Annotated in this window: 15 protein-coding genes and 1 tRNA gene; 6 read left to right on the plus strand and 10 right to left on the minus strand. The window is 29.8% G+C overall.

All coding sequences use genetic code 11. From position 1 onward, the window contains the following. Positions 1-121: 121 nt before the first annotated feature. The 5 genes from CC87_RS01265 to CC87_RS01285 form a co-directional block, all read right to left on the minus strand. Positions 122-472 carry a hypothetical protein gene (locus CC87_RS01265; protein WP_038055242.1) on the minus strand — a complete coding sequence of 117 codons (351 nt, stop codon included), beginning with the start codon at positions 470-472 and terminating at the stop codon, positions 122-124. Further along, positions 473-682, minus strand: coding sequence for a hypothetical protein (locus CC87_RS01270; RefSeq protein WP_038055245.1), 210 nt, complete (start codon positions 680-682; stop codon positions 473-475). Between the two features lies 1 nt (position 683). Then, positions 684-1,247, minus strand: a complete 564-nt coding sequence (gene efp / locus CC87_RS01275; protein ID WP_038055247.1) for an elongation factor P — start codon at positions 1,245-1,247, stop codon at positions 684-686. Positions 1,248-1,261: 14 nt separating this feature from the next. Then, positions 1,262-2,302 (minus strand): bis-aminopropyl spermidine synthase family protein, encoded by a 1,041-nt coding sequence (locus tag CC87_RS01280; RefSeq protein WP_038055248.1) that lies wholly within the window; start codon positions 2,300-2,302, stop codon positions 1,262-1,264. Between the two features lie 75 nt (positions 2,303-2,377). Continuing rightward, positions 2,378-2,454 (minus strand) — tRNA-Met (locus tag CC87_RS01285). A 120-nt stretch (positions 2,455-2,574) separates the two neighbouring features. Between CC87_RS01285 and xseA the strand changes: the two genes are divergently transcribed. The 5 genes from xseA to CC87_RS01310 are packed head-to-tail and all read left to right on the plus strand — an operon-like array spanning position 2,575 to position 9,191. Next, positions 2,575-3,945, plus strand: a complete 1,371-nt coding sequence (gene xseA / locus CC87_RS01290) for an exodeoxyribonuclease VII large subunit (RefSeq protein ID WP_038055250.1) — start codon at positions 2,575-2,577, stop codon at positions 3,943-3,945. A 4-nt stretch (positions 3,946-3,949) separates the two neighbouring features. Further along, the gene (gene xseB / locus CC87_RS01295; RefSeq protein WP_038055252.1) at positions 3,950-4,207 is read left to right on the plus strand and encodes an exodeoxyribonuclease VII small subunit; all 258 of its coding nucleotides are present in this window, start codon (positions 3,950-3,952) and stop codon (positions 4,205-4,207) included. Further along, positions 4,197-5,099, plus strand: a complete 903-nt coding sequence (locus CC87_RS01300; protein ID WP_038055253.1) for a polyprenyl synthetase family protein — start codon at positions 4,197-4,199, stop codon at positions 5,097-5,099. Before xseB ends, CC87_RS01300 begins: the two co-directional genes overlap by 11 nt. A 3-nt stretch (positions 5,100-5,102) precedes the next feature. Continuing rightward, the gene (gene dxs, locus CC87_RS01305; RefSeq protein WP_038055256.1) at positions 5,103-6,971 is read left to right on the plus strand and encodes a 1-deoxy-D-xylulose-5-phosphate synthase; all 1,869 of its coding nucleotides are present in this window, start codon (positions 5,103-5,105) and stop codon (positions 6,969-6,971) included. A gap of 51 nt (positions 6,972-7,022) precedes the next feature. After that, positions 7,023-9,191 (plus strand): RelA/SpoT family protein, encoded by a 2,169-nt coding sequence (locus CC87_RS01310; RefSeq protein ID WP_038055266.1) that lies wholly within the window; start codon positions 7,023-7,025, stop codon positions 9,189-9,191. Here the strand turns inward: CC87_RS01310 and rpmB are convergent. Further along, a complete protein-coding gene (rpmB, locus tag CC87_RS01315; protein WP_038055274.1) occupies positions 9,188-9,385 on the minus strand; it encodes a 50S ribosomal protein L28 in 198 nt (65 codons plus the stop codon). The two genes, CC87_RS01310 and rpmB, sit on opposite strands and share 4 nt — an antisense overlap. 203 nt (positions 9,386-9,588) lie before the next feature. Between rpmB and CC87_RS01320 the strand changes: the two genes are divergently transcribed. Beyond that, positions 9,589-11,076, plus strand: coding sequence for a flagellin N-terminal helical domain-containing protein (locus tag CC87_RS01320; RefSeq protein WP_038055276.1), 1,488 nt, complete (start codon positions 9,589-9,591; stop codon positions 11,074-11,076). 216 nt (positions 11,077-11,292) lie between these two features. Here CC87_RS01320 and CC87_RS01325 read toward each other — a convergent pair whose 3' ends face one another. From CC87_RS01325 to CC87_RS01340, 4 genes are read right to left on the minus strand one after another with little or no spacing between them, the layout of a single operon-like run. Next, positions 11,293-12,522 carry a methyl-accepting chemotaxis protein gene (locus CC87_RS01325; protein ID WP_038055278.1) on the minus strand — a complete coding sequence of 410 codons (1,230 nt, stop codon included), beginning with the start codon at positions 12,520-12,522 and terminating at the stop codon, positions 11,293-11,295. 17 nt (positions 12,523-12,539) lie between these two features. Further along, positions 12,540-15,449 (minus strand): chemotaxis protein CheA, encoded by a 2,910-nt coding sequence (locus CC87_RS01330; protein WP_038055280.1) that lies wholly within the window; start codon positions 15,447-15,449, stop codon positions 12,540-12,542. Between the two features lie 12 nt (positions 15,450-15,461). Beyond that, on the minus strand, positions 15,462-15,830 hold the full coding sequence (locus tag CC87_RS01335) for a response regulator (RefSeq protein ID WP_038055281.1): 369 nt from the start codon (positions 15,828-15,830) through the stop codon (positions 15,462-15,464). Positions 15,831-15,840: 10 nt separating this feature from the next. Further along, positions 15,841-16,116, minus strand: coding sequence for a hypothetical protein (locus CC87_RS01340; RefSeq protein ID WP_038055282.1), 276 nt, complete (start codon positions 16,114-16,116; stop codon positions 15,841-15,843). Position 16,117 lies beyond the last annotated feature (1 nt).

The raw sequence follows: 16,117 nt of genomic DNA on the forward strand, positions 1-16,117 counted from the left end.
TTATTATAATATCACTTTTCAAAGTTTATGCAATTGCAAAAATATTATTCCTTAATCTTGTTTGACAAACAACATATTAAACTGGTAAAGAAAAAATACATCTTAATAGCTTTTAAATTTTTCACAAAATAGGTTGTATATTTTTTTTGATAATTTCTAAAAATGTTTCTACAGTTTTTATGATTTTTTCAGGCTCTTTTTCTTCAGAAAATAATATGTTTTTAATATTTTTTAATTTATCTACATCTTCAGGTTCTACAGATTCTAAGGTTTTTTTCCACAATTCTTCCAAAGAAGGAGGTTTTTCTGGAGGATTTATTTGTGATAGAGACCAAATAGCTTTTAAACCTATTTTAAAGATTTCTTGAGCCTTTCTTTTAAGATCTTCAGGTTTTTTTAAAAAATGGGGTAGATCTTTATATAAATCCAAGGCATATCTATAATAGCTTTTAGCTCTTATAAAATAAACCATTTAAGAAGATTTCTTTAAAACTTCTTCTCCCCATTTTTTATAAAAATGTTTACTTATAACTTCGTCTACCAGTTCGCAAATCTCAAAAAGAAGCTCAATCATATCAAGCATTTCTGCTTGACCATCAGGCGGTCTCATTTCAAAGTCTTCTATAAAAGCACCACTTTCTAAATATTCTTTAAATTCCTGAAGTTTTTTAAGAGTAAGCATTTTAACTTGTCCTTTCTATGTATTCTCCTGTTCTTGTGTCCACTTTTATCTTATCACCTTTATTTATAAATAAAGGAACCTGAATAACAGCTCCGGTTTCTAAGGTAGCAGGTTTTGTGGCAGAACCTACAGTATCACCTCTTACCCCTGGTTCTGTGTCTATAACCTCTAACTCCACAATGTTAGGTAGTTCTATTCCTATAACTTTTCCTTTATAATACATTACATACACATTAAGATTTTCTTTTAAAAACTTACCTGCTTCTCCAATATCTTTTTCATCTACATAGATCTGATCATAGTCTTCAAGATCCATAAAGACATATTGATCTTTGTCTTTATATAAATATTGCATTTCTTTTTCCTGAAAATCCGGTTTTTCAAATTTCTCTCCGGCTCTAAAATTTACTTCTAAAACTCTACCAGTAATTAAATCCTTTAATTTTGTTCTTACAGTAGGTTGATTTTTAGAAACTTTTACATGTTGATATTCTAAAATTTCGTATGGTTTCCCTTCCCATTCTATTTTAAGACCTCTTTTAAAATCAGAGGTAGTATAAGCCATATTGTATCACTCCTTTATTTATTTTTTTCTAAGTAAGAGGGTAAAGGGGTTGCCCAGGATTCATCATCAAAATATAATTCTTCTAAATTTTTGGGAACTTCTATATCTATAATTTTAGGACCTTCTACAACTTCAAATCTTAATAAACAGGATTTATACCAATCTACTGTAGGAAGGTTCAAATCAAATTCTTTCATAATTTTATAAGTTTTATAAAAATCTTCCCATTGATTTTCTTCTTCAGGATAAATAGTAAAATCTCTTAAAATATCAGTTAATACAAAGCCAGAATCTATAAGAAACTTTTGAAAATCATGCCATTTTTTTAAAGAGGCTTCTCTATGTGTAAATCCCATATAACCTACAGACCCTTCACCTTTTAAAGCACTAATACATCTACTTACAAAAAGAAAAAGCCCTTTTTGTGTTTCTACAGGATCTGTAACAAATACATCAAATTGTTTATGCAGATGTTCTGGAAGGCTGTCAATTACATTATAATTATAAACTTCTATATTTTTATAACCTATTTCTTCAGCCTTTTCTTTTATAAATTTGTTAATTCTCTCATCAATCTCTACTACTACAATTCGTTTAGGAAGTTTAGTGAGTGCCATACTTAAGGAAATTAAATCATCATCTCCAAGTATAAAAATTTCTGTATCTTCCAGATCTCCTCTCTCATATATAAAAGCAGTTCTTTTTAAAGTATCTTCAGGTCTTACAAAGCCCTGATCAAAATCACTGGTAGGTAAAGGCCTGTTTTTGGTAATTTCTAAAAATTTATTTAGGATCTTTTTCCAATAAGGATTTTTAGAAAAAGGAGAACAATGGAGACATCCTGGATTGTTATAAGGATTTGTATTAATATCTTTTTTAACTAAATAAAAATAAGGTTTTTCATATTTAATAATACCGGAATTCATTAAATCTTTTATAGCATTAAGAAAATTAACCAGATGGGAATCTTGATAATTAATTAATTCCCAAAAAGTAGCAGGATTTTTAACAAGATGTCTTAAAATTTGGTTTTTTATTCGTTCAATTTCTCTCACTTTTCAACTCCAGTTATGATTTAATTAAAAAGACCTCCCAATTTGATAAATAACAAGAATTACTTTTAAGAGAAATGGTTGCGGGGGTGGGATTTGAACCCACGACCTTCGGGTTATGAGCCCGACGAGCTACCTGGCTGCTCCACCCCGCGATCTTAAACTAAATTAAAATATAATAAATTTTTAAAATATGTCAAGATCAAAACCTCTTGTCTATTGAATTTTTAAAATAATACTTTAAAATTTTTACAAAAATTCTAAAGTTTTTAATTATGAACAGACATGAAACCTTAATTTCTACCACTGACTTTAAAGAAAAACTTTATTTTACTGTTAAAGAAATTGCTTTAAATCTAAAAAATCTTATTGAAAAGAATTTCCCGGTTTTGTGGGTAGAAGGAGAGATCGCAAATTTACGTTATAGTCAGAACGGTAATGTTTATTTTAATCTTATAGAAGAAGAGGCTTCTCTTAAAGCTATGATTTTTAGTTCAGATAAAGATCAGAGTATTGTTCCTTATTTAAAAAACGGTTTAAAAGTTTTATGTTTCGGAAGACTTAATTTTTACCTCCGCTCTGGGGATTGTTATTTTATTGTTAGAAGAATAGAACCCTTAGGTAAAGGCTTATTAGCTTTAAAAAAAGAAGAACTTATAAGAAAATATAAACCCCTTTTTGATCCTAATAGAAAAAAAGCTTTACCTTTATATCCTAAAAAAATAGCAATCATTACTTCGCTTTTTGGAGCAGCTTTAAAAGATTTTTTAAAAATAAGTCATAATAGATGGGATCTGGAAATTTTAGTATATCCTGTGAGAGTTCAAGGAGAAGGTGCAGAAAAAGAAATATCTCAAGCTGTAGAAGATATAAATCTGTATTTCAAGGATGTAGAAATTATTGTTATTACAAGAGGTGGTGGCTCTTTTGAGGATCTTGCTCCTTTTTATACAGAAGAAATAATTCTTAGTATAAAAGATTCAAAAATTCCTGTAGTTTCTGCAGTAGGCCATGAGATAGATTATACCATTTGTGATCTTATTGCAGATAAAAGATGCCCAACTCCTACTGCTGCAGCAGAAGATGTGGTTCCTGATAAAGAAGAAGTTTTTAAAAGACTTGAAATTTATAAAAAGAAATATCAACAACTTTTAGAAATAATTATCTCTAAAAGAGAAAAACAACTTTATGAATTAAAATTGACTCTTGAAAATAGAAATCCTTTTAAAATTATTAATAATCTGGAAAAACAGCTTAAAGATTATACGCATAATTTGATTTTAAGAATGGAAAAATTTTTATCCTTTAAAGAAAGCCGTTTAACAGAAATAAAAAACAGATTAAGAAAAAAACATCCTCAGGAAAAAATAAGTTTGGAAGAAGAAAGGCTTAAATTTTTAAAAAATAGATTAAAATCAGCCTTGAACAACTTTTTAGAAACCAAAGAAAGAAAGTTGGAGAGTTTACAGAAACTTCTTGATTCTTTATCCCCTTTAAATATTTTACAAAGAGGATATAGTATAGTAAAAAGTTATCCTGATGGTAGAATAATAAAAATAGCTCAAGATGTTAGTGAGGGACAATTTTTGGAAATTTATTTTTCTAAAGGTAAAGTTTTAGTTGAAGTGAAAAAAGTGGAGACATAGCTGTATGATAGAAAATAACAAAGATTTAAATTTTGAAGAGGCTTTAAAAAGAATAGAATATATTTTAAAACAGCTTGAGAATAAAGATCTTGATTTAGAAACAGCCATAGAACTTTATGAAGAAGGGCTTAAACTAATTTACTATTGCGAACAAAAGCTTAAAAATGCCAGAACAAGAGTAGAAGTGATTATTAAAGAAAAAGAAGGTTTTAGATTAGAAGAATTTGAAAAAGCTATAGAGATTCTTAAAAATGGCAATTAATTTTGATTTAAAATCTTATCTAAAAGAAAAAAAAGAAAAAATAGAAGAAATTTTATTTAAATATTTTCCAGAAGAAAAAGGATACGGGGCAAAGGTTATCACAGCTGCCAAGTATAGTCTTTCTGCTGGTGGAAAAAGAATTAGACCTGTGCTTTGTTTGGCAGGTTGTGAGGTGGTAGGAGGAGATTGGAGAAACATTTTGCTTTTCGCAGCAGGTATAGAGTGTATTCATACTTATTCTTTAATTCATGATGATTTACCAGCTATGGATGATGATGATTACAGAAGAGGCAAACTTTCTTGTCATAAAGCCTTTAACGAAGCTACTGCTATTTTAGCAGGAGATGGTCTTCAATCACTTGCTTATGAATTTTTTACTCATCCAGACTTGGTTAAAAAAGTCAGCAAAACAAGACTTTTAAAAGCTATTTATATAATTTCCAAAGCTATTGGTTTTGAGGGCATGGTTGGTGGTCAGATGGCAGATCTTCTTATGGAAGGTAAAAAAGGAAGCATAAAAGCTTTAAAATGGATTCATTTTAATAAAACCACTCGTCTTATAGAGGCCTCTATCGTTAGTGGAGCTTTGTTAGGGGGAGGTAAGACAAAAGAGATTAAAGTTTTATCTTCTTATGGAAAAAACTTGGGTCTGGCTTTTCAAATAGTGGATGACCTTTTAGATATTATAGGTGATGAAAAGAAACTTGGCAAAAAGGTTTTTTCTGATGTAAAGAAACAAAAATTGACTTATCCTGCTCTTTTAGGTTTGGAAAAAACTAAGGAACTTGCTGAGGCATATATAAATAAAGCAATCTCTGTTTTATCCATTTTTGGAGAAAAAGCCCAGCCTTTAAAAGCTATAGCAGAATTTGTTTTGAATAGGGTCTATTAAAGTATGGCTAAGTTTTTAAAAATGATTAATTCACCAGAGGACTTAAAGAAAATGAAAATTTCACATTTAAAAGCCTTGGCTCAAGAGATTAGAGATTATATTATAGAAGTAGTTTCTAAAAATGGAGGCCATCTTGCTCCTAATTTGGGAACTGTGGAGTTAACCTTAGCTTTACATTATGTTTTTAATTCTCCCAAGGATAAGATTATATGGGATGTAGGGCATCAGTGTTATACTCATAAAATAATTACAGGTAGAAGAAATAGTTTCCCAACTTTAAGAAAATATAAAGGGATTGCGGGTTTCCCAAAGAGGAGTGAAAGTTCTCATGATATTCTGGATACAGGACATAGTAGCACCTCTATTTCTGCTGGGCTTGGTGTAGCTACAGCTTTAAGGATAAAACAAGAAGAGGGTAAAGTTATAGCTGTTATCGGAGATGGAGCCATTACTGCTGGACTTGCTTTTGAAGGTTTAAATAATGCAGGTTTTCAAAAAGAAGATCTTTTGGTGATTCTTAATGATAATGAAATGTCTATAGCTCCTAATGTAGGAGCTTTGTCTTCTTTTGTGTCTAAAAGATTAACAAGTAATTTAGTAAGATTTATAAAAAAAGAGATAGAACATCTGGCTTATAAATTTCCTGGAGGAGATAACATAATAAATTTTCTAAAAAAAGGCGAAGAAATTTTAAAAATAGCAATTTCTCCTGGAGCTTTGTTTACTGCTTTAAATTTTGAATATATAGGTCCTATAAATGGTCATGATTTAGAATCACTTATTACCATTTTAGAAAACATCAAAAATATAAAGGGGCCTGTATTACTTCATGTTATTACTAAAAAAGGTAAAGGATATCCTTATGCTGAAAGGGATCCAGAGACTTTTCATGGGGTTGGACCTTTTGATGTAAAGACAGGAAAGGTTTTGAAAAAGAAAGATGCTCCTCCAACTTATACTGAAATTTTTGGTAAAACCATGTTAAGATTGGCAGAAATTGAACCCAGACTTGTTGCTATAACAGCTGCGATGAGGTCAGGAACAGGGCTTAAAGCTTTTTCAGAAAAATATCCTGATAGATTTTTTGATGTAGGAATTTGTGAACAGCATGCTGTAACTTTTGCTACTGGTTTGGCTTTAGAAGGATTTATTCCTGTTTGTGCTATATATTCTACTTTTTTACAAAGGGCTTATGATCAAATTATTCATGATGTAGCTTTAAATAATGTTAAAGTTATTTTTGCTATAGATAGAGCAGGGTTAGTAGGAGAAGATGGTCCTACTCATCATGGGGCTTTTGATCTTTCTTATTTAAGACCTATTCCTAATTTGATTATAATGGCGCCTAAGGATGAAAATGAATTGCAGCACATGCTTTATAATGCTTTAAAATATCCTGGAGCCGTGGCTATTAGATATCCAAGAGGAGAAGGAGAAAATGTAGAATTAGATTGGGATTTTAAAGAAATTCCCTTAGGTAAAGCGGAGTTACTTAAAGATGGGAAAGATTTGACTATCATTGCTATAGGCAATATGGTTTATCAGGCTTTAAAAGCATCTCAAGAATTGGAAAAAGAAGGAATATCTGTAGGTGTAATAAATGTGAGATTTTTAAAACCTTTGGATAAAGATTTGATTATAGAACAAGCTAAAAAAACCCAAAGGATTTTAACTGTAGAAGAAAATGCAAAACTGGGAGGTTTAGGGTCTGCTGTTTCTGAATTATTAATTGAGGAAGGTATTTCAGTAAAATTTAAAAAAATAGGCCTGCCTGATAAATTTGTAGAACATGGAGATCTCAAAACTCTTAGAGAAATCTATGGTCTTACTTATCAAAATATCATTTCAGAAGTCAAAAAGATTCTCCTTTAAATAACTTTTAACTTGTAAAAAAACAAATAGAATTTAAATTTAATATTTAGGATGGTTACATTAAGTAAGATTTTAGACCAAATTCAGAGTTATTTACCGGGATGTAATACCCGATTGGTAGAGAAGGCTTACGAATGGGCTGCTCGTCTGCATGAAGGTCAAGTTAGAAAATCAGGAGAACCTTATCTTTCTCATCCTATGGAAGTAGCTTATATTTTGGCCCAGATGAAATTAGATTTACCTACTATTGCTGCAGGGCTTCTTCATGATGCTGTAGAAGACACCTCTATTACTTTGGAAGATATAGAAAAAGAGTTTGGTAAAGAAGTAGCTTTTATTGTAGATGGTGTTACCAAGTTAAAAAACTTGCCAGGTCCTATAAATAAGATCAGTAAACAAGCAGAAAATATAAGAAAAATTCTTTTTGCAATGTCTAAGGATTTAAGAGTAATTTTAGTTAAACTGGCAGATAGACTTCATAATATGAGAACTCTCCAGTATCAACCAGAGCACAAAAGACAGAGGATTGCTAAAGAAACTCTGGAGATTTATGCTCCTTTAGCTGGTAGATTGGGTATTGATTGGGTAAAGAGCGAACTGGAAGATCTTTGTTTTAAATATCTTTATCCTCAAGAATATGAAAAATTAAAAGAGGAGGTAGAAAAAAGAGTAGCAGCCTCTCAAGAATATGTGGAAAAAGTAAAGTCTATTTTACAAGATTTATTAGAGAAAAATAATATCAAAGGGAAGGTTCTTGGAAGAGTTAAACATTTATATAGTATTTATAAAAAACTTCAGAAATATAATCTTACTATAAATGATTTAGACCAAATTTATGATATTATTGGTTTCAGAGCTATTGTGAATACAGTAGAAGAATGTTATAAAACCTTGGGTTTGGTACATGCCCTTTGGACCCCTATTCCTGGAAGGTTTAAAGATTATATAAGTCTTCCCAAACCTAATATGTATCAGAGTCTCCATACTACGGTGCTTGGTCCTGAAGGTAAAAAGGTAGAAATTCAGATTAGAACTAAATATATGGATCAGATAGCTAATGAAGGAATTGCTGCACATTTTCTTTATAAAGAGGGTTTTTTTTCTTCAAAACATCACCAATATAAATATTTAGAATGGCTTAATAAATTGGTAGAATTACAAAAAGAATTAAAACACCCCAGAGAATTTCTTGATTCTTTAAAATTAGATTTATTTCCAGAGGAAATATATGTATTCACTCCAAAAGGAGATGTTATAACTCTTCCTATAGGAGCTACACCACTTGATTTTGCTTATACTATTCATACAGAAATAGGAAATAGATGTGTAAGAGCCTATGTTAATGACAAGTTGGTGCCTTTAGACTATAAACTTCAGACAGGAGATATAGTGAAAATAGAAACCTCACCTTATCAAAAACCAAGCAGAGATTGGTTAAAAATTGTAGTTACAGGTAGAGCAAGAAGCCGGATTAAACAATGGTTTAACAGAGAAGAAAGAGAACGACTTGTCTCCTTGGGTAAAGAATTACTAATTAAAGAATTAAAAAAATTTGATATATCTCCTCATGTACTTTCTAAAGAATTAGATTTTCGTTCTGTACTTAAAATTTTAAAGATCAAGACCATAGAAGATTTATTTTATTATGTGGGAAGTGGAAAAATTACATCTAAGCAAGTAGCTAAACTTTGCAGAGAAAAATTTAAAGAGACTATATCCTTAGAGAAAGAAGTTATTCCAGAGCAATTAGAAAAAATAGAGATTTTGCCTCAACCTTCAAAAGATGTAATTATAGTGGATGGAACAGAAAATGTTTTATTTCATTTAGCTCAATGTTGTAGACCAATTCCTGGAGATGAAGTGATAGGTTATATAACAAGAGGAAAAGGTATATCAGTACATAGAATAGATTGTCCTAATCTTAAAGATTTAGATCCAGAAAGATTTATAGAAGTAAAATGGGGTAAGCTTGATAATAGAACTTATCCTGTTCATTTAAGAATAGTGTGTATAGATAGAAAAGGGCTTTTAGCAAATATATCTTCAGCTATTTCTACTTCAGAAAGTAATATTTTGAAAGCTGAATTAAAAACAACTTCAGATAAAAAAGCCTTTTTTGACTTTTATATAGAAGTATCAAATAAAAATCATTTAGATAAAATTATATCTAACATTTTCAAAGTAGAAGGAGTTTTAAGTGTAGAAAGAAAACTAATTTAGCCTACAGCTTTTTGAACTTTTCCAGCTTTTAAACAACGGGTACAAACTTTTATTCTCTTAACCTGTCCATTGGGTAATTTTACTCTTATTTTCTGAATATTAGGATACCACCATCTACTTGCTCTTTTTCCAGAATGACTAACTTTATTTCCTACACGAGGTCTTCTACCACAAATTTCACAAATTTTGGACATATCACAATCCTCCTTCTAAATATATTCAACAAAAAGCACTTTATAATATATTCCAAAGTTTTCAATTTTCAAGTAAAAGTTTTAAATCTCTTTAAAAGATAATTTTGTTTTGGTTTCAAATAAGATATTAAAGTTTTTCAAAGGATTGCCGATAAATATATACAGAAAAAAGAAAACAACAAAAACAAAAGGAGGTGGCTCATATGGCTGTAAGAATTAACTTTAACGAAGCAGCTGCACAAACACATACAGCCCTTATAAGAAATGAAAGGGCTATGAACAAAAGTTTATTAAGACTTTCTACAGGTTTAAGAATTCTCAGTGCTGCAGATGACTCTGCAGGACTGTTCATCGCGGACATGCTTGGGACAATTGCCAAAGCTTATGATCAGGGTAATAAAAACATCCAGACAGGAATTTCTGCTTTACAAATTGCTGAGTCTGCTGCTGGTCAAATTTATGATAAATTACAAGAAATTTATGTAAGAACTCAAAATGCAGCTAATGATATTAATGATCCAAATGCTCGTTCAGCTTTACAACAGGAAATCATGAATTTTGTAGATGCTATTCAGAAAATTGCTAATGATACAGAATACAACGGAATTAAGCTTCTTAACGGAAATTTTAGTGATAAGTATATCCATTATGGTGTGAGAATGGAGCAGACTGTATATATTAGTATTTCAGATGTAAGAGCTCAAAATATTGGTGCTCACATGATTCATTCTCAAGGAAGTGTTGGTTCTGGTACAGGAGCTATTACAAATTTAACTAATTATGTGTTGACAAGCGGTACCACGGTTGCTGTTGGAGGAAGATCCATCACTGCAACTTATAAAAATGGAAGTAACTATATTATAGATGCTGCAAAGATAGCAAATGAAATTAATACTAAATTATATGATGTGGGATTTGAAGCTAAAGCAGTAAATGTAAGTATTGCTAATGAATATAATGCTATTGCAAGTGGAACAGGGACTGTATCTTTGACATTTTATGTAGGAGATAAGAGTTTTAGTCTTACAAATATAGATAGAACAATAACATTGACCGATCTTATAGAACAGATTAATAGAGAAGCTGCTACTGTAGGAGCTAATCTTACAGCTAAGGAAGACAATGGAAGACTTGTTCTTACAGCTACAAACGGAGAAACTATAGGTGTGGAAGTAACAGGTGTTGGTACCAGTGATACAGTGAATTTGGATCAGTTGATTCAGGGAGCTACTGCCCAAAGTGGAGCAAGTAGTGCTGCAGCTATAAGAGTAGGTGAATTGTTCATTGCAGATGATGATAGTTTTTCAGCAGATTTAAGCGGTATTTCTTCAGCTTTAGGCACCATAGACATTGGTAGCACTACAGCTTCTGAATTTAAAAACTTATTTGCTATAGATGTAACAGATAACTCTGGAGCTGAAACAGGAATGATGATAGCAGAAATAGCCATGAAAAAAGTTGACAAGGTGCGTGCTCAAATTGGTGCTACTATGAATAATTTGCAGTCTATTTATGACTCTCAGAAAACTGCTTATGATAACACCAAACAGGCTGAATCTGTCATTAGAAATACTGACTATGCTAAAGAAATGGCTGAGTTCACCACCTATCAGATTAGAATGCAATCTACTATAGCAATGCTTGCTCAGGCTAACTCCTTACCTCAGTTAGTCCTTCAACTCTTGAGATAATAAGAATATAATTTAAAAATCTGAACCCTCCTTGTGGAGGGTTCAGATTTTTGTTTTTTCTTTAACATTTTCTATATTATTTTATTTTTCTGACATAAAAACATAGTTGTAAAAAACTATTCTTAACACCAGAAAAAGATTTTTTTAAAAAATATAACATCTGACTTTTAGATTTTTTAAAACGATTTTAGTAAGTGATTATATTAGTATTAGAGCTTAAAAAAAAGTAACCCCTTCCTCATCTTCTTTCTTTTCTGAAATTTTCACAAGTTCTTCCAAAGTTTTTCTTGCTATTTCTCTTTCCTTTTCCATAGTATAATAATTTTCCAGTTCTTTTAAAATCTCAGTTTTTATTCCTGCTTTAACCAAATCATCTTTTAATTTGTCCAACTCATTTTCTTCTATTTCTTCTTTTATTTTTTCTATTATTTTTAAGGTATGCTGGTTCATCTGGTTAGTTATGTCTTCGAATTGGAGGTTAAAGATAATCTGGTTAATATTTTCGTAAATGTTAGAATGTTTTTTAATAAAATTTTGATGTTCTTTTTTTATTTTTATTATATTTTCTATTAATTCCTTTGCAAATTTTTCAATTAAATTTAATCTTTTTAAGATTTCTACTGTTTCTTCAGCAAAAATAACATATAAAGATTCAAACTTTTTTATATTTTTTTGAAATTCTAAAATGATATCTTTAATTTCATTTACAAATTTAGAGCTAAAATCTGCTAATTTTTTTATTTCATTAGCAACCACTGCAAAACTTTTACCATGCTCTCCAGCTTTTGCAGCTTCAATAGTTGCATTTAAAGCTAATAATTTAGTTTGTTTTGCAATATCAGCAATTCCTTCTGAAATTTTACTAATATTTTCGATATTTTCTACCAAAGTTTTTATCCTATATTTTCCTGTAATTTCCTTAGTAAACTCACTATCTTCTACAGAAGAAACTACTTTTTTTAAAAATTTTTTTAATTCTATATAAATTTTTTCACTATTATTCAAATTTTGACATAATTTTTCTTTTTGACATTCTTCTTTGAACTCGCAAGATTTACCTTCTAATCTAAAACCAACCATTTCACAAAGATTAAAATTTACTTTTTTATGAATTAAGTCAATTTTTTCTACATCTGAAGCAGCAATTTTATCAAATTCTTCTGAAAGCTCCATAAATTTACTAATACTTTCTTGAGTAGCGGTAGAAATATTAGAAGTAGCAGATTGAATAGTTTCAGAAATTACATTCAACATTTCTTTCTGTCTTATAAAAATTTTTTTTACATTTATTAAATTTTCTGTCAATTTCTCAATTTCTTTTTCCAATAGTTTATTTCTTTTTTTAAGTTTTTTTATATTGCTCTCTTTTTTTAATATTATGAAAAGAGAAATTACTCCAAAGGTAATAAACAATAAAACTACAATTCCTAAGACAAGTAAATTCATAAAAGGCTCCTTTTTTTTTAAATAATTTTTTCTGGATTTAAAACCAGAACAACATTTCCATCACCCATAATCGTTACTCCAGAAACAAATTCTATGCCTAAAAGAATATCAGGAACTGGTTTAATTGCTATCTCATTTTTTTTATGAAGTTTATCTACCAGAATACCAAACTTTCCTGTGCGGGTTTTTAAAACCACAATAGAAACTTCTTTTTCTTTTTGAAAATTTCTTTTAGAACTTCTTTCATTTTTATAGAGTAAATTTGTTAATTTTTCGCAAGGTAAGATAGAACCTCTATAGTATATTCCTATTCTATCATGAAGAGTTTTTAGCTCTACTGCAGGAATTTTAAGAGTCTCTAAAACATAATCAATAGGAATAGCAAAGATTTTATTATTTTCTTCTATTAGAAGGGCAGATGTTATACCAATGCTGGTAGGAATTACTAAAGTAACTTCTGTGCCCCAATCTTTTTCTGAGCTAATATATACTTTTCCGCCTAAGGATTCTACTGTAGTTTTAACTACATCCATCCCAACACCGCGTCCTGAAATATCTGTAGCTTTTTCTTTAGTGCTAAATCCTGGCATAAAAATAACATTTAAAAGCTCTGGATCATCTGGTGATTGAAAATTGAAGCCCTTTTCTTTAGCTTTTTCAAAAAGTTTCTCTCTATCAATTCCTTTTCCATCGTCAATTATCTTAATAATAAGATTGCTTCCTTCTTGAAAAGCATTTAAAATAACTGTACCTTCTTCTGGTTTCCCTTTGGCTTTTCTTTCATCAGGAGGTTCAATTCCATGATCACATGCATTTCTAACTAAATGAATTAAAGGATCAGAAAGCATATCTGCAACTTTTTTATCTATTTCTGTCTCCTCTCCCTCAGTAATAAGTTTTATTAATTTACCTTGTTTTCTTGCTATATCTCGTACTGCTCTATGGAATCTCTGAAATATATTCTTTATAGGGATCATTCTCAGAGACATTACACCCTCTTGGAGACTGTAAGAGAGTCTGGTAAGTTGATAAAGATTATCTTTAAATGCACGTAAAAATTGTCTATCAAGCTCAAAAAGATTAATTAGAGAATTTAATAAATATTCATAAGTATTCCTTACTACCACTAATTCCCCTATAAGATTGGTTAAATTATCAATCTTCCTTTCATCAACTCTCATTGTTTTAATTTCTTCTTCTGCCTTAACAGTAACCTTAGAACTAAGTTGAGCACCTGTTTCCATAAGTCTCTGCTTTTTAAGTGCTTCTTGCACATCTTCTTTTTTAATCTTTCCTTCTTCAATCAAAATTTCCCCTATCTTTTTCTGTTTAGATAAAGCTTCTTTTAAATCTTTTTCAGTAATTTTTTGATCTTCTAATAAAATTTCGCCTAATTTTTTAGCTCCTCCAGATAAAAGACCTTCTAAAAAGGCTTCAATGCTTTTTAATTCTTTTTGAAAATCTTCAATTTTTTTCTCTTCATGAAGAGATAACGCTCTTTCTACCATTTGAGAAAGAGTATAAAGTCCAATATAAGAAGCTGAAGATTTTATACTTCTCAAAGCTCTTAAAATAATTTTTAAATTCTGCTCATCTAAACCCTTAGGAAGATAAATTTTTATGATATCTCTAAATTGAGAAGCCTGATCTAAAAAAATGTTAAGTGTGTCTTCCGGAGGCAAAGTTTCCTTAGATAAGATTGGTTTCTCCTTTAAAGATTCTTTAGAAGATAAAATCTCTTTTAACTCATTTTCTATCTGATGAATAGTAGAAGGATACCCTTTATTAGTTTTTAAATTAACAATAGTAATTCTTAGAATATCTATAGCTTTCAACAAAGTATCTATAATTGTTGGAGTTCTTTTAACTTTTCCAGATCTTAATCTTTCAAGGAGTGTTTCCAAATTATGACAAAATTTAGCTAAAACATTTAGACCAATATAATCAGCATCTCCTTTTAAAGTATGCACAGCTCTAAAAATTGCATTTAACGCTTCTAAAGAATTATCCTTTTCATAAGCAAGGATATTTTTTTCTATAGTGTCTAAAGCTTCAAAAGCATCTATCATGAATTCATTAAAAACATCTTTATCTATAGCTTCAAAAGGAATAAATTCTTCAGCTTCCTCAGGAACTTTAAACTGTAACGATAAGTCTATAATTTCAATTAAAGTTTCATCAAAAACTAAGTCTTTTATCTCTTCTGTATTTAAATCTGTTGCGATATAAATTACAGGTTGCAAATAAAGAGTTAAAGGATTAAAATCCTTTAAAGGAGGAACGGTGGAAATATCTGTTATAGCTTGATAGTAAACTGTATTGGATTTTAGATTTTTAAGAAAAATTAAAGGATCAAAACCATTTACATATTCATCTGTAGTATATTTTACCAATATTTTATATACTTTATAACCTCTTTCATAATAATCCTTTAAATTTTCAACTATATCTAAAGGTATTTCTTCTTTTTTAATAGAAACTGCTTCTTCTTTATGTATCTTTTCAGAAGTTTCGATATCTCTAATATTTTCAGATTCTTTGTTTGGAATAGCAAAACTTTTAAATTTTTCTATTAATTCATAATTTATCTCTGGTTTAAGTCCTTTTTCACAATCTTCAATCATTTTAGCTATATAGTCAAGTCCATTTAAAATTATATCCACAATTTCAGAGGTAAGTTGTATTTCTCTATTTCTTAATTTATCAAGTAAAGTTTCTAAGTGATGAGCAAATTCTGATATTTCTTCCAGTTCAAATCCACCTGCACTTCCTTTAATAGTATGAACCCCTCTAAAGATAGAATTAAGGAGTTCTATATTATCAGGTTCTGTTTCAGCTTTTAAAACATCTTCGGTTGCCTTTTCTATAATTTCTTTAGCTTCTATATAGAATTGTCTACGATAATATTCCATTTCATCCATCATCATATTTAACACCCCTTATCCTATAATTTTCTTTACTACACTTACGAGGACATCTGGTTTAAAAGGTTTTACAATCCAAGCTTTAGCTCCTGCTTTCCTTCCTTCTTCTTTTTTGGCTTCTTGACTTTCTGTAGTGAGCATTATTACTGGAATAAATCTATACTTCATATCTGCTTTTAAAGTTTTAATTAGTTCTATTCCATCCATATTAGGCATATTTAAATCGGTAATTATTAAATCTACCTTACCTACCGAAGAAAGTTTGGTAAGAGCATCTTTTCCATCAGAAGCTTCTACAACCTCATATCCGCTTTTCTTCAAAGTCATAGCGACTAATCCTCTCATAGAAGCAGCATCATCTACAATAAGAATTTTTTTACCCATAAAAACCTCCTTAAATTTCAATTCCGTAGAGAGTCTCTATTTCTTCTAAACTCTTCTTTCCTTTAGGAAATCCTATATTGAATCCCGAGTTTTTTAAAGATATCAAGATTTGAAAATAAGAAGTATCTATATTACACTCCTTAGAAGGAATGATTTCAAATTTTTTTATTTTTTTATTCTTAACAATTTTTGTGATTTCATTATAAAATTCCTCTATTTCCATAATAGAACAAGTTTCCTTTAAATAAATTTTTACAGTGCTGTTTTTCTTTTTTATTTCAAACATA

Origin of the sequence: Thermodesulfobacterium hydrogeniphilum, from assembly GCF_000746255.1 — a bacterium.
Classification (GTDB): Bacteria; Desulfobacterota; Thermodesulfobacteria; order Thermodesulfobacteriales; family Thermodesulfobacteriaceae; genus Thermodesulfobacterium; species Thermodesulfobacterium hydrogeniphilum.